At 75.2% G+C, this 12,583-nt stretch carries 12 protein-coding genes and 1 tRNA gene; 3 read left to right on the top strand and 10 right to left on the bottom strand.

Features of this window, described 5'->3' with window-relative positions:
* From ABEB16_RS05820 to ABEB16_RS05810, 3 genes are all read right to left on the bottom strand, one after another.
* A partial coding sequence (locus ABEB16_RS05820) for a glycosyltransferase (protein WP_345711320.1) occupies nucleotides 1–1,045 on the bottom strand: 1,045 nt, incomplete at its 3' end.
* Between the two features lie 82 nt (nucleotides 1,046–1,127).
* Complete coding sequence (locus ABEB16_RS05815; protein WP_345711319.1) at nucleotides 1,128–3,365, bottom strand: ATP-binding SpoIIE family protein phosphatase; 2,238 nt, start codon at nucleotides 3,363–3,365, stop codon at nucleotides 1,128–1,130.
* Nucleotides 3,366–3,417: 52 nt separating this feature from the next.
* On the bottom strand, nucleotides 3,418–3,720 hold the full coding sequence (locus ABEB16_RS05810) for a helix-turn-helix domain-containing protein (protein WP_345711318.1): 303 nt from the start codon (nucleotides 3,718–3,720) through the stop codon (nucleotides 3,418–3,420).
* A gap of 66 nt (nucleotides 3,721–3,786) precedes the next feature.
* On the opposite strand from ABEB16_RS05810, the gene map reads away from it, so the two are divergent.
* Nucleotides 3,787–4,569 carry a type I methionyl aminopeptidase gene (map, locus tag ABEB16_RS05805; RefSeq protein WP_345711317.1) on the top strand — a complete coding sequence of 261 codons (783 nt, stop codon included), beginning with the start codon at nucleotides 3,787–3,789 and terminating at the stop codon, nucleotides 4,567–4,569.
* Between the two features lie 37 nt (nucleotides 4,570–4,606).
* Here the strand turns inward: map and ABEB16_RS05800 are convergent, their stop codons facing one another.
* Nucleotides 4,607–5,488, bottom strand: coding sequence for an LLM class F420-dependent oxidoreductase (locus ABEB16_RS05800; protein ID WP_345711316.1), 882 nt, complete (start codon nucleotides 5,486–5,488; stop codon nucleotides 4,607–4,609).
* A gap of 163 nt (nucleotides 5,489–5,651) precedes the next feature.
* Between ABEB16_RS05800 and ABEB16_RS05795 the strand changes: the two genes are divergently transcribed.
* Complete coding sequence (locus tag ABEB16_RS05795; RefSeq protein WP_345711315.1) at nucleotides 5,652–6,668, top strand: LLM class flavin-dependent oxidoreductase; 1,017 nt, start codon at nucleotides 5,652–5,654, stop codon at nucleotides 6,666–6,668.
* 36 nt (nucleotides 6,669–6,704) lie between these two features.
* Here the strand turns inward: ABEB16_RS05795 and ABEB16_RS05790 are convergent, their stop codons facing one another.
* The 4 genes from ABEB16_RS05790 to ABEB16_RS05775 all read right to left on the bottom strand — a co-directional run bounded on the left by ABEB16_RS05790 (nucleotide 6,705) and on the right by ABEB16_RS05775 (nucleotide 10,590).
* Complete coding sequence (locus ABEB16_RS05790; RefSeq protein ID WP_345711314.1) at nucleotides 6,705–7,577, bottom strand: ABC transporter permease subunit; 873 nt, start codon at nucleotides 7,575–7,577, stop codon at nucleotides 6,705–6,707.
* A 59-nt stretch (nucleotides 7,578–7,636) separates the two neighbouring features.
* Entirely contained in the window at nucleotides 7,637–8,596 is a 960-nt protein-coding gene (locus tag ABEB16_RS05785) for an ABC transporter ATP-binding protein (protein ID WP_345711313.1), read from the bottom strand.
* 132 nt (nucleotides 8,597–8,728) lie between these two features.
* The gene (locus ABEB16_RS05780) at nucleotides 8,729–9,415 is read right to left on the bottom strand and encodes a response regulator (RefSeq protein WP_345711312.1); all 687 of its coding nucleotides are present in this window, start codon (nucleotides 9,413–9,415) and stop codon (nucleotides 8,729–8,731) included.
* Entirely contained in the window at nucleotides 9,412–10,590 is a 1,179-nt protein-coding gene (locus ABEB16_RS05775; RefSeq protein ID WP_345711311.1) for a sensor histidine kinase, read from the bottom strand. The genes ABEB16_RS05780 and ABEB16_RS05775 overlap by 4 nt, the downstream gene beginning before the upstream one ends.
* A gap of 350 nt (nucleotides 10,591–10,940) precedes the next feature.
* Between ABEB16_RS05775 and ABEB16_RS05770 the strand changes: the two genes are divergently transcribed.
* Nucleotides 10,941–11,714: a hypothetical protein gene (locus tag ABEB16_RS05770; protein WP_345711310.1), complete on the top strand. Its 774-nt coding sequence runs from the start codon at nucleotides 10,941–10,943 to the stop codon at nucleotides 11,712–11,714.
* Between the two features lie 146 nt (nucleotides 11,715–11,860).
* On the opposite strand, the gene ABEB16_RS05765 is transcribed toward ABEB16_RS05770, so the two are convergent.
* Both ABEB16_RS05765 and ABEB16_RS05760 read right to left on the bottom strand, forming a co-directional pair.
* Nucleotides 11,861–11,934 (bottom strand) — tRNA-Ile (locus tag ABEB16_RS05765).
* Between the two features lie 67 nt (nucleotides 11,935–12,001).
* Complete coding sequence (locus ABEB16_RS05760; protein WP_345711309.1) at nucleotides 12,002–12,487, bottom strand: DUF3566 domain-containing protein; 486 nt, start codon at nucleotides 12,485–12,487, stop codon at nucleotides 12,002–12,004.
* Nucleotides 12,488–12,583: the final 96 nt, after the last annotated feature.

The following is a 12,583-nucleotide window of genomic DNA, read 5'->3' as shown; positions in this document are numbered from 1 at the left end:
GCCCGACGGCCTCCGCGTAGGCGGCGGCGCGGTGCTCGGCCACGAGGGCGCCGGTGCGCCCGTCCACGACGGTCTCGGCGGCGCCCCCGCGCCCGAGGGCGACCACGGGGGTGCCGGCGGCCATCGCCTCCACGGGCACGATCCCGAAGTCCTCGTGCGCGGGGAACACCAGGGCGCCGGCCCGGCGGTGCAGCTCGCGCACCCGCTCGCGGTCGGGGGCCTCCACGACGGTCACGGGCACCGACGCCGATGCCGCGCGGGCGCGCAGCGCGGCGGCCAGCGGGCCGCTGCCGGCGATGACCGCGGGGCGCCGGAGCAGCTCGGCGACCTCGATGACGAGGGCGTGCTCCTTGTACGGGACCCACCGGCCGAGCGCGAGGAGGTAGCCGTCGGGCAGGTCCAGCGGTTCGCGGTCGCCGGGGTCGCGGGCACCGAAGAACTCCACGTCGACGGGTGGGTGGACCACCGTCGCGGGGCGGCCCCAGCACCGTTCGACGCGCCGCGCCACCTCCGCGCTGTTGGCGGCGACGGCGGTGAGCCGGGCGGCGGCGCGGCGGTCGACGGCACCCAGCAGCCGCCGCGCGGGCGCCAGCGCGGGCGAGGAGCCGCGCCCGTCCAGCTCGGGGTTCCACACGTAGCGGGCGGGGGAGTGCACGTACGCCAGGTGGGCGCCGTCGCGGGTGAGGCGGTTGGCGGCGGCGAAGGCGTGGTGGGAGGTGACGACGAGGTCGTAGCCGGGGGTCCCCAGCGCCCGCCACGCCAGCGGCATCAGGGGCAGGGTGAGCCCCCGGCGGTCGCGGAGGGCGGGGTGGTCCAGGAAGGTGGTGCGCGGCCGGCGGCCCTGCAGGTCGAGGTCGACACCGGGGACGGCGCTGAGGGCGTACAGGTCGGCGCCGGGCCACGCGCCGGCCAGCGCGGCGAAGACCTGCTCGGCCCCGGCGCGCGCGGCGATCCACTCGTGGACGACGGCCACGCGCGGCCCGCCGCCGGGGGCGGTGGGGGGCGCGGCGCCGCCGGGCGCGGGGGTCGCGGGGTGTGCGCGCACCGTGCTCCTGGCGGGTCGGGGACGTCCGTCACGGGAGCTTCGGCAGCGGCGCGGCCGGCCTTGAGCGGGGCGGGCGGCGCCGTCAGCGCGGGGCCAGCTGCGCCCACACCACCTTGCCGTCGCCCTCGTCCCTGACCCCCCAGCTCTCCGCGAGCACGTCGACGATCGCCAGGCCCCGGCCACCCAGGGCGTCCGGGCCGGCCTCGCGGGGGGTGGGGTGGCGGGTGGAGCCGTCCCCGACGGCGATGCGCAGGTGCTCGCCCTCCCCGAAGCGGGTGAGCTGCAGCCTGGCGGGGGTGCCGGTGTGGGTGATGGCGTTGGTGACCAGCTCGCTGGTGATGAGCTCGGCGCTGGCGGTGGTGTCGTCGTCGACGCCCCAGGCCCGCAGGGTGCGGTGCAGGAAGAGCCGCGCCTCGGCGACCTCCCGCAGGTCGGGGGCCAGCGTGGTGCCGGCGTCGGTGCGCTGGACGCTGGGGCCGGCGTAGTCGAGGACGAGCAGGGCGGCGTCGTCGGTGAGCCGGTGCGGGATGCCGGCCACGACGCCGTCGGCGATGGCGTCGCACGTGTCGGCCCGCCGCTCGTGCAGGATCTGCCGCATGGCGGCCAGGCCGCGCTCGGTGCCGTCCGGGGCGGACTCGACGACGCCGTCGGTGTGCAGCAGCACGCGGCTGTGCCCCGTCAGCAGCAGCCGGGTGGGCTCGTACGCGGCGTCCTCGTCGATGCCGAGCGGCACGCCGGCGTCGACGTCGAGCTCGCCGACCTGCCCCGCGCGGTCCAGCAGCAGCGGTGGGGGGTGGCCGGCGGTGGCCACGACGAGCTCGCCGGTGGCCTGGTCCAGCTGCGCGAGGCAGCAGGTGGCGAAGAGCCCGGTGTCCAGCTGCAGGAGGACGCTGTTGGTGCGCGCCAGCGCCGTCGCCGGGTCGTGGCCCTCGCTGACGTAGGCCCGCACGGCGGTGCGCAGCTGGCCCATCAGGCCGGCGGCGGTGGTGTTGTGCCCCTGGACGTCGCCGATGACGAAGGTGACGCGGCCGTCGGGGGACTCGATGACGTCGTACCAGTCGCCGCCGACCTCGGCCGCGGCCGCCGGCAGGTAGCGCACCGCGACCCGCACCCGTTCCAGCTCCGGCAGCCGCCGGGGCAGCAGCCCGCTCTGCAGGTCGCGGGCCACCGCCGACAGCGCCTTCACCGACTCGGTGAGCTTGCGCTGCGCCTCCTGCTGGGCGTCGGCCAGCCGGGTGCGCTCCAGCGCCTGGCCGACCTGCCCGGCCACCGCGAGCACCAGGTCGGTGACGCCCGGGTCGATGCGGTGCTCGTCCTCCCAGTTGGCGCTGAGCACCCCCAGCGGCCTGCGGGCGCGGTCCAGCAGCGGCACGGCCAGGACGGCCTGCACGCCGCCGCGGTCCACGCCGCGCACCCCCGGCCACTCGTCCAGCTCGGCGCCGACCGAGCGCACGGGGGCACCGGTGAGCACCGCGTGGGTGGAGGGCACGGACACCTCCAGCGGCACCCGCGGCCAGGCCCGGCGGGTGTGCTCGGGCAGGGCCGGTGAGAGCGGCCCGACCAGCGAGGTCCCCGCGGCGTCCAGCAGCAGCAGCTGCACGCCGGCGCAGTCCAGCGCGGTGGTGACGGCCGGCGGCACCCGCTCGACGATCTGCGCGGTGGAGGCGGCCGTCGACAGCAGGGCGGTGATGTCCTGCAGCAGCTGCAGCCGCTGGGCGGTGTCCTCGGCCTGCTGCCGCGCGCGGTGCGCCTGCCCGAGCAGCCGGGTGTTCTCCACCGCCGCGGCGGCGTGGGCGGCGACGGCCCGGGCGGCGACCTCGGAGCCCTCGTCGAAGCGGTCGGGTTCGCGGTGGCCGAACAGCAGCGCACCGATGATCCGCTCGTCGGGGGTGGTGACGGGGACGGCGAGGTAGCTGCGGACCGCGGGGTGGTGGGTGGGCAGGCCGGACGTGGAGCCCGTCCCGTAGCGGGGGTCGGCGAGCACGTCGGCGCTGCGGACCACCCGGGCGCCGGAGAAGGTGGGCACGAACATCGCGGTGTGCCGCAGCGGGACGCGGTCGGGGAAGGAGCGGGCGTCGGCGCCGGAGACGGTGTAGACGTCGAAGCGACCGCCCTCGGCGTCCTCGTCGGAGTAGAAGAAGGCGCCGTACTGCGCGCCGGTCATGCTCACCCCGGCGTCGGTGATGCTCTGCAGCGCCTGGCGCAGCTCGAGGCGGCCGAGGCCGGTGGCCATCGCGGCCAGCTGCAGCAGTTCCGCCCCGGCGATGTCGCCCGCCGGACGCGGACTACCCAGGGTGCTGCTTCGTGACGCGCTGCTCACCCCGTCCAGTCTGCCCCAGGCGCGGCGGCGCTGCACCGCCCGGCCGCAGGTCCTAGGAGGCCAGCCGCTCGCCCGCGCCGGGGACCGACCCCGCGGGCCCGGTCTCGCCGTCGGGCCGGCTGATCTCCGCCCACACCGCGTCGAGGGAGAGGCCGAGGACCCCGGCGATCGCCGCGATGGTCGCGAAGGCGGGGGTGGGCACCCGGCCGGACTCGATCTTGCGCAGGGTCTCGGGGGAGATGCGCGCCGCCAGCGCGGTGTCGAGCACCGGCCGCTCACCCCTGGCCCGTCGCAGCAGGGCGCCGAGGCGCTGACCGCGGTCGACCTCCGCGGGGGTGAGGGGCAGCCTGACCACGCCGCCGACCCTAGTACCGGGATAGCCTTACCGGGATAGTTATCGGACGCCGGCGGAAGAGGCCCCGTGATCGAGATCCTGAACCCGGCGGAGCTGGCCCGGGCGCGAGAGGCCGGTGCCCTGGTCGCCGGCATCCTGCAGACCCTGCGCAGCCGCAGCGCGGTCGGCACGAACCTCCTCGACATCGACCGGTGGACCAAGGACATGATCACCGAGGCCGGCGCGCAGTCCTGCTACGTCGACTACGCGCCGTCCTTCGGCCGCGGCCCCTTCGGGCACCACGTCTGCACGTCCGTCAACGACGCCGTGCTCCACGGCCGCCCGCACGACTACGCGCTCGCCGACGGCGACCTGCTCTCCCTCGACCTCGCCGTCTCCCTGGGCGGGATCGTCGCGGACTCCGCCGTCAGCTTCGTCGTGGGCGGCTCCGAGCCCCCGGAGAGCCTCGCGCTGATCAGCGCCACCGAACGCGCCCTGAGCGCGGGGATCGCCGCCGCCGGCCCCGGGGCCCGCACCGGTGACGTCTCCGCCGCCATCGGCGCGGTCCTGGGCGGGGCCGGGTACCCGGTCAACACGCAGTTCGGGGGCCACGGCGTCGGGTCGACGATGCACCAGGACCCGCACGTCTCCAACACCGGCCGGCCCGGCCGCGGCTACCCGCTGCGCCCCGGGCTGCTGCTGGCGCTGGAGCCGTGGGTCATGGCGGACACCGCCGACCTCGTCACCGACGCCGACGGCTGGACGCTGCGCAGCGCGACCGGCTGCCGCACCGCGCACAGCGAGCACACCATCGCCATCACCGACGACGGGGCCGAGATCCTCACCGCGCCGGAGCGGGCCCGGGTCTGAGCGCGGCGGCCCGTGCTCCCTCCCCTGCGCCGCTCCCTCAGACCTGCTGCAGCCGCGGCACGACGTCACCGACCACGCGCGTCGCCCACGGCACCGGGTCCTGGTACGGCGGGGGCATCAACCCGACCAGGGTGATGCCCGCGGCCGCGTACCCCTCCATCTGCGCGAGGAAGGCGTCGACGTCACCGAGGGCGTCGCCCTGGTAGAGCATCGTCTTCTCGATCGCGTCGTAGTCGGTGCCCAGGCGCTCGCAGTGCTCGCGCAGGACCTGCAGCTTGTGCCGCACCGCCTGCAGGCCCTCCTCACCCGGGGCGCCGAACAGGTTGCACGCCTGCGCGTATTGCGCCACCAGGCGCAGCGTCTTGCGCTCGCCGCCGCCGCCGACCACGACCGGGACGGTGCCCCGCACCGGCTGCGGCAGGTTGATGGTCTCCGCGAGCCGGTAGTGCTCGCCCTCGAAGGCGCCGTCGTCCCCGGACCACATCTGCCGGCAGATCCGCAGCGTCTCCTCCAGGCGTTCGAAGCGCTCGGCCGTGGGCGGGAACGGCACCCCCAGGCCGGCGTGCTCGCGCTCGTACCACGCCGCCCCGATCCCCAGCATCGCGCGCCCGCGGGAGAGCACGTCCAGCGTGGAGACCGTCTTGGCCAGCAGGCCCGGGTGGCGGTAGGTGACGCCGGTGACGAGCAGGCTCAGGCGGACGTTCCTCGTGACGCCGGCGAGGTAGCCCAGCGTGGTGTACCCCTCGAGCATCGGCTCGAACGGGCCACCGGCCTGGACCATCTGGAACCAGTGGTCCATCACCGTCAGCAGGTTCACGCCGCCCTCGTCGGCGATCCGCGCCGTCTCGGTGAGGCGGTCGGCCAGCGTGGTCTCCCACTCCGGGTGGGTGAACGTGAAGTAGTGCATCCCGAGGTCCACAGCTCTCCTCCTCCGCCGCGGGCCGCTCGCGCGGTCCGGGCCGGTCGTCCTGCCGGTCCGTGCGGTTCCGCGCGACACGTCCTACCGCGCGACGGCGGCGCCCGCCTCCCGGCCGGCGCGTCCCGGCAGGAATGCCCCCACCGGCCGCCGGGTTGGCACGCACATGACGAGCAGTTCCCCGGTTCTCCCGCGCCTGTCGATCCTGGACCTCGCGCCCATCCCGCCGGGGCAGACCGCCGCGCAGAGCTTCGAGAACTCCGTCGCCCTCGCCCGCGCCGCCGAGGAGCACGGCTACGAGCGGGTCTGGTACGCCGAGCACCACAACATGCCCACCATCGCCTCCAGCGCGACGAGCGTGCTGATCGGGCACGTCGCGGCCAAGACCTCCACGATCCGGCTCGGCGCCGGCGGGATCATGCTGCCCAACCACTCGCCGCTGGTGATCGCCGAGCAGTTCGGCACGCTGGCGACGCTCCACCCCGGGCGGATCGACCTCGGCCTGGGCCGGGCACCGGGCAGCGACCAGGCCACGATGCGGGCGATGCGCCGCGACCCGATGTCCGCCGACAGCTTCCCGGAGGACGTCCTGGAGCTGCAGGGCTACCTGCGCGGGCAGTCGCGGGTCCCGGGGGTGCAGGCGACGCCCGGGGCCGGGACGGACGTGCCGCTGTACGTCCTGGGGTCGTCGCTGTTCGGGGCGCGGCTCGCCGCCGCCTACGGCCTGCCCTACGCGTTCGCCTCGCACTTCGCGCCGCAGCAGCTGCACGAGGCCGTCGCGCTGTACCGGCGGGAGTTCCGGCCGTCGGCCCAGCTGGCGGAGCCCTACGTGATCGCCGGCGTGAACGTGGTGGCCGCCGCGTCCATCGACGTCGCGCGGCAGCGGTTCGAGACCACCCGCCGCTCCTTCGTCCGCGGGCTGATCTCCCGCCCGACCGGCACGACGAGCTACTCGGACGAGGAGGTCGACGCCTTCCTGACGACGCCGGGCGGCCGCCAGCTCGCCTCCATGCTGACGTACGCGGCGGTGGGCACCCCGGAGGAGGTCCGGGCGTACCTCACGTCGTTCGCCGAGGACGCGCAGGCCGACGAGCTGATCACCGCCCACCAGGCGACGCGCATCGAGGACCGGCTGGAGTCGGTGGCCCTCACCGCCGGCGCGCTGCTGGGCGCGACCGTCTGACGCGGTGCGGTCGCGCCCCCGCCGGGCCCGGCGGGCTCAGACGTCGCGGCGCACCAGGGCGGCGGCTGCACCGGCGACGGCCACGACGACCCAGGCGGCGAAGACGCAGGCACCCACGGCGGGGCTGAGGTAGTCGCTGCCGGCGCTGACCTGCGTGAACGCGGTGCCGGCGTTGGAGGGCAGGTACTGCAGGACGCTGGACCAGCTGTCGGGCAGGAGGGCCCCGGCCAGGGAGGGCAGGATCAGCACCCCACCGATCACGACGCCGATGGCCCCGGCGGTGCTGCGCAGGACGGTGCCGAGGGCGGTGCCGAGCAGGCCGATGCCGAACAGGTAGCCGGCCGTGCCGAGGACGGCGCGGGCGACACCGGTGTCGGAGAAGGAGGCGGTGTCGGCACCGTTGGCGTCGAGGACGGCCGTGCCGCCGACGTAGGCGACCAGGACGCCGACGACGACGACGGGGACGAGCGCGGCGCTGAAGGCGATCAACCGGCCCCACAGGACGGGCAACCGGGAGGGCACCGCGGCCATGGTGACCCGGACCATGCCGGAGACGTGTTCGCGGGCGCCGATGACGGCACCGAGGACCGCGACGACGAGGACCGCGAGGTTCGCGCCGGTGAGGACGGTGGAGACGGGGTCGCCGCCCAGGCCCGGGCCCTGGGCGGCGCCCGAGGAGCTGTCCGATCCGGTGGCGGCGGCGGCGAACAGGCCGGCGGCGACGAGCACGGCGAAGATCGCGCCGAGGGTGATCCAGGTCGAGCGGAGGGTGCGGAGTTTGATCCACTCCGACCTGGCGACCCGGGCCGGCGACAGCCCGGTGGTCACGGTGCTGCGGTAGGGAGCCGGTCCTGCCGGGGAGCCGGGGCCCGCAGGTGAGGCGGGTTCGAGCATGGTCGCGGAGGTCATCGTCAGGTCCTCGTCTTTCGTGGCGGTGTCTGCGTAACGGTGTCTGCAGGGCGGCTGGGTCAGGGGACGAGCGCGGGTCGGGCCGGGGCGGGCACGCCGATCCCGACCGTCCAGCCCGTGCCGCCGTGGTACTGCACGGAGTCCTCCGTGAGGGCGCGGTAGGCCTCCTCCAGCGACGGCACGAGCGGCACCAGCGCGTGCAGGACGAGCCGGTTCTGCGCGGCGCACTCACCGATGCGCGCCACCGGGATGCCCTGGACGACGAGCTCGCCGCGGGTCTCGGACGTGAACGTCACCCCAGGGCCGCTGAGGAGCTCACGCAGGCGCCCGGCGTCGGGGGAGCTGATCCGGACGCGGTCGGTGGTGGCGCCGGCGATGAAGCCCGCCATGGACACGTCGGCCAGCAGCCGTCCGCGACCGACCACCACCAGGTGCTGGGCGGTGAGCTCCATCTCGCTCATCAGGTGCGAGGACAGCAGGACGGTGCGTCCCTCGGCCGCCAGCGCGGGCAGGAAGGTGCGGATCCACAGGATGCCGTCCGGGTCGAGGCCGTTGACCGGCTCGTCGAGCATCACGACGGCCGGGTCACCCAGCAGCGCCGTCGCCACCCCGAGGCGCTGGCCCATGCCGAGGGAGAAGGAGCCGGCGGACTTGTGCGCGACGTCGCCGAGACCGACCAGCTCCAGCAGGTGGTCCACGCGCGAGGCGCCGACACCGACCGTGGCGCCCAGGGCCAGCAGGTGGTTGCGCGCCGAGCGGCCCTTGTCCAGGCTCTTCGCCTCCAGCAGGGCACCGATCTCCGTGATCGGCGCCGGGGAGTCGCGGTAGGGGCGCCCGTTGACCAGGACGCTGCCCGACGTGGGCGTGTCCAGGCCCAGGACCATGCGCATCGTCGTGGACTTCCCGGCGCCGTTGGGCCCGAGGAACCCGGTCACGACGCCCGGCCTGATCGTCACGTCGAAGGAGTCGACGGCCAGGACGTCGCCGTAGCGCTTGCTGAGCTGGTGCATCTCGATCACGGGGGTCCTCCGGGTCGTGTGGCTGACAGGGACAACTGTCGCTCCGCACGCTCCTGACGACGTCCTGCACCGGGAGGCTCTTGCGCGTACTCCCCGGGGAGCAGGCGCACTCCGCACGAGGGCCCCGGCCCCTCAGGCGGGTGGTGCGCTCCCCCCCGGGCGCACCAGCCCGGACTGGTAGGCCAGGACCACGAGCTGGGCGCGATCGCGCACGCCGAGCTTGACCATCGACCGGCTGACGTGGGTCTTGGCGGTCAGCGGGGAGACGACGAGGTGCCGGGCGATCTCCTCGTTGCTCAGGCCCTCCGCGACCAGCGCCACCACCTGGCTCTCCCGCTCGGTCAGCAGGCTGAGCGAGGAGTCGGACCGGGCCTGCAGGTGGGCGTGCGGCTGGGACAGCACGCGGCTGATCAGCGTTTTCGTCGCCGCGGGCGACAGCAGCGCCTCCCCGGCCGCGACGGTGCGGATGCCCGCCAGCAGGTCCGGCAGCTTGACGCCCTTGCCGAGGAAGCCGCTGGCCCCGTTGCGCAGGGCGGCGACGACGAGGTCCTCCGCCTCGAACGTCGTCAGGACCACCACCCGCACCGAGGACAGCTCCGGGTCGGTCGTGATCTGCTCGGTGGCGTTCAGCCCGTCGGTGCCCGGCATGCGGATGTCCATCAGGACGACGTCGGGGTGCAGCTGCCGGGTCATGGCCACCGCTTCGGCGCCGTCGCGGGCCTCGCCGACGACGTCCATGTCCGGAGCCGAGCCGATCAGGGCCGCGAAGCCCGTGCGGATGAGCTCCTGGTCGTCGGCGAGGAGCACGCGGATGGTCATGCCCGCCCCCGGTCGCCGTCGGACGGGGTCGCCGGCAGTTCGGCCCGCACGTGGAAGACCTTCCCGCCCGGGCGCACACCGGCCTCCACGGTGCCCCCCACGGCGTCCACCCGTTCGCGCATGCCCACGAGGCCGTACCCGGTCCCGGACGCCACCTCGCCGGGTGCGACGTGGTTGGCCGCTTCGACCACGACGCTGTGCTCCCGGTGGCCGATGGTCAGGTGCACCTCGCCGTCGCCGTGCTTGGCCGCGTTGGTCAGGGACTCCTGGACGACCCGGTAGGCGGTGAGGTCGACGACGGGCGCCAGCGCGAACGGGCGGCCGGTGCTGCTCAGGACCACCCGCAGCCCGGCCCGCCGAGCGCTCTCCACGAGGGTGTCCACCTGGGCCAGCCCGGGAGCGGGATCGGTGGCCGACCCCTCGTCCCGGGCGCGCAGCACCCGCAGCACGGCGCCCATCTCCGCGATGACCTCCTCGCTGGCGGCCCGGACGTGCCCGGCTGCGACCTCCGCTCGCGCCGGGTCGCTGCGCAGGAGGTGCTGCACCACGCCGGCCTGGACGCCGATCACGGCGATGTGGTGTGCCACCACGTCGTGCAGGTCCTGGGCGATGCGCAGCCGCTCCTCCACCACGCGTCGCTGGGCCTCCTGCTCCCGGGAGCCCTCCGCCTCCCGCGCACGGTTCTCCGCTGCCGCCAGCACGGCCCGGTGACCGCCCACGGCGGCGCCCAGCGCACCGGCCAGACCGGTCCACGCCGTGGCGGTGTAGAGCAGCGGGCTCCGCCACCCCACGGCTGCGCCGGCGGCCGCGACCAGCGCCGCGACGCTGACCAGCACCACGACCAGGCCACGCCTGGGGCGCAGGCGCACGACGAGCGAGTAGACCGCCACCATCGCGGCCGGCAGCACGGGCGAGCGGGCGCCGTCGAGGGTGATGCTGACCAGCGCGCACACCAGGACGAGCACCCACACGGCCACGGGCCGCCGGCGGCGGAGCACCAGGGCCGCGCAGGCTGCGGTCAGCACGACACCGCCGAGGGCGTCCGGCGCGGGGAGCGTCCCCGGGGCGTCGGCGGCCACCGTCACCGAGACGGCCAGGACCGCCAGCGCGAGAACCGTGTCGGCCGCGAACGGGTGCTCGGCGCCGAGGCGGCGGAGCGAGCCGGCGGACGACATGGAAACACCCTAGGACGACCCCACCGCCGACCCCGTGCTCTGGCACGGGGTCGCCCGCCCACCCCGCCCCGCACACGACGGAGACGCAGGTCGGAGGGGTCGCCCGTTCGCCGACCTGCGCCGACGCGCCGGTCCCGCCGCACCCCGGCCCTGCCCGGCCGCTGCATCGGCGCCCTGGTCCAGCAGCGGGCTCAGCAGGAGCGCGATGGACAGACGGTCGGCACCCGCTGGCAGGAGCACGACCTCGTGTTCGCCACCGCCGTCGACGCCGCGGGAGATGCGGCACTCCTCCGTCTCGGTGCTGGGCCGCCGGGGCTCCTCCTGTGACGGGGACGGGTCCACCATGGAGCATGCGCACCTGGGGGCTGCGCCTGCTGGCGCTGGTGTTGTCGCTGTCATGGCTGGTGCTCCCCGGTTTCGGGATCATCGACCTGTCGGTGACCTGGGACCCGGATTGGCCGGTGGTGCTGGAGGCCGGCTGGGGCCTTTTCTTCACCGTTCTCGTCGGCGTGCCCTTCCTCGTGGTCGCCACCGTCCCGCGCCGCTCGGGGCCGGCCCTGGTGCAGCTCACGTGCGCCACGGCCGTGCTCGGGATGGCGGCGGCGATCAGCCTGGAGGCCCCCCTCGCCGTGCTGACCGTCGTCCTGGCCGCCGAGGTCGCCGCCGTAGCCGTGTTCCGGGCCGCGCCACCGATCCTCCCGCTGCGGGCGGCGTACGACGTACCGCTCCTGCTGGTCGCGGCGCTCGCCGCACCGGCGTGGCTGGTGCACGCCTGGCAGATGGCTGGTGCCAACCGGCGAGAACTGCTCAGCGCGGACATCACCATCGGGGTCGACCACTACTCCGTGCAGGCCGCGACCGCCCTGGCGCTGGTGGCGCTGCCGATGCTGGCAGGCTGCTGGCCGCGCGGACGGGCGTTCCTCGGCGGCAGCGTGGCCGTGGTCGCGTTCTACCTGGGACTTGTCTCCTACGCCTGGACCGGTGCCGACGCCGGCTTCAGCCCGGCGTGGTCGCTGATCGCCATGGTGTGGGCTGCAGCCGTCCTGGCACTCGCGCTCCGCCCACGCGCGCACCACACCCTGACCAGATCGACATCACGTCGCAGCGCTCACCCGGTGTCGTAGCCGGGTGGACCGTGACGCAGCCCTCTCGTGCGCGCACACGACTGTTCCTCGTCACTCGATCGCCCGCCCACCCCGCCCCGCCCCGCACACGACGGAGCCCCGCCCACCTGGCGGTGGACGGGGCTCCGGAGCGGGGGAGGGATGGGTGGGCCTAACAGGATTTGAACCTGTGACCTCTTCCTTATCAGGGAAGCGCTCTAACCAACTGAGCTATAGGCCCCCGGCCGCCGGGGCGCAGCGGCCACACACGATGCTACCGCACGGGACGTGGTGCCCCGCGCCGCGGCTCAGTCGTCGGACAGGGTGACGCGCAGGCCGCCGACGAGGGCGGCGGAGACGTTGTAGAGGAACGCCCCCAGCGTCGCCAGGGCGGTCAGCAGCACCACGTCGACGACGGCGACCACGGTGGCCAGCGACACGACCTTGCCCAGGCCCACGTAGTCGTAGAGGTCGATGTCCGTGGAGCCGAGGATGTCGCGCAGCACGCCGTTGACGTCACCGAAGACGCCCATGCCGTTGAGCACCGTCCACACCAGCGCCGTGGCCACGACGATCACCACGCCCACCGCGACGGACAGCAGGAACGACAGCTTCGTCACCGACCACGGGTCCACCCGCGCCACGGTGAGCCGCACCCGGCGGGGCACGGCCTCCCCGGCGAGGTCACGCCCCTGCCGGCCGGCCGCGGCCGGCCGGGCGCCCGCGACCCCGGACGCCCCGGCGGGCGGGGACTGCGCGGCGCTCTCGCCGTAGGTGCGATCCACCGAGCTCACTCAGCGCCTCCTGCGTCGTCGTCCGCGTCGTCCGCGTCGTCGCCCGTGCGGGGAGCGGACGGGTCGTCCGACGGTACGCCATCCACAGCCCCCGAG

Origin of the sequence: Kineococcus glutinatus (assembly GCF_039542765.1) — a bacterium.
Classification (GTDB): domain Bacteria; phylum Actinomycetota; class Actinomycetes; order Actinomycetales; family Kineococcaceae; genus Kineococcus_A; species Kineococcus_A glutinatus.
This window is presented reverse-complemented; position numbering and strand designations above follow the sequence as displayed.

What these genes read in the sequence shown, in the direction of transcription:
- ABEB16_RS05795 (WP_345711315.1), top strand. Translation starts at nt 5,652, where the DNA reads ATGACGAGCAGTTCCCCGGTTCTCCCGCGCCTGTCGATCCTGGACCTC.
- ABEB16_RS05790 (WP_345711314.1), bottom strand. Translation starts at nt 7,577, where the DNA reads ATGACCTCCGCGACCATGCTCGAACCCGCCTCACCTGCGGGCCCCGGC.
- ABEB16_RS05780 (WP_345711312.1), bottom strand. Translation starts at nt 9,415, where the DNA reads ATGACCATCCGCGTGCTCCTCGCCGACGACCAGGAGCTCATCCGCACG.
- ABEB16_RS05775 (WP_345711311.1), bottom strand. Translation starts at nt 10,590, where the DNA reads ATGTCGTCCGCCGGCTCGCTCCGCCGCCTCGGCGCCGAGCACCCGTTC.
- ABEB16_RS05770 (WP_345711310.1), top strand. Translation starts at nt 10,941, where the DNA reads ATGCGCACCTGGGGGCTGCGCCTGCTGGCGCTGGTGTTGTCGCTGTCA.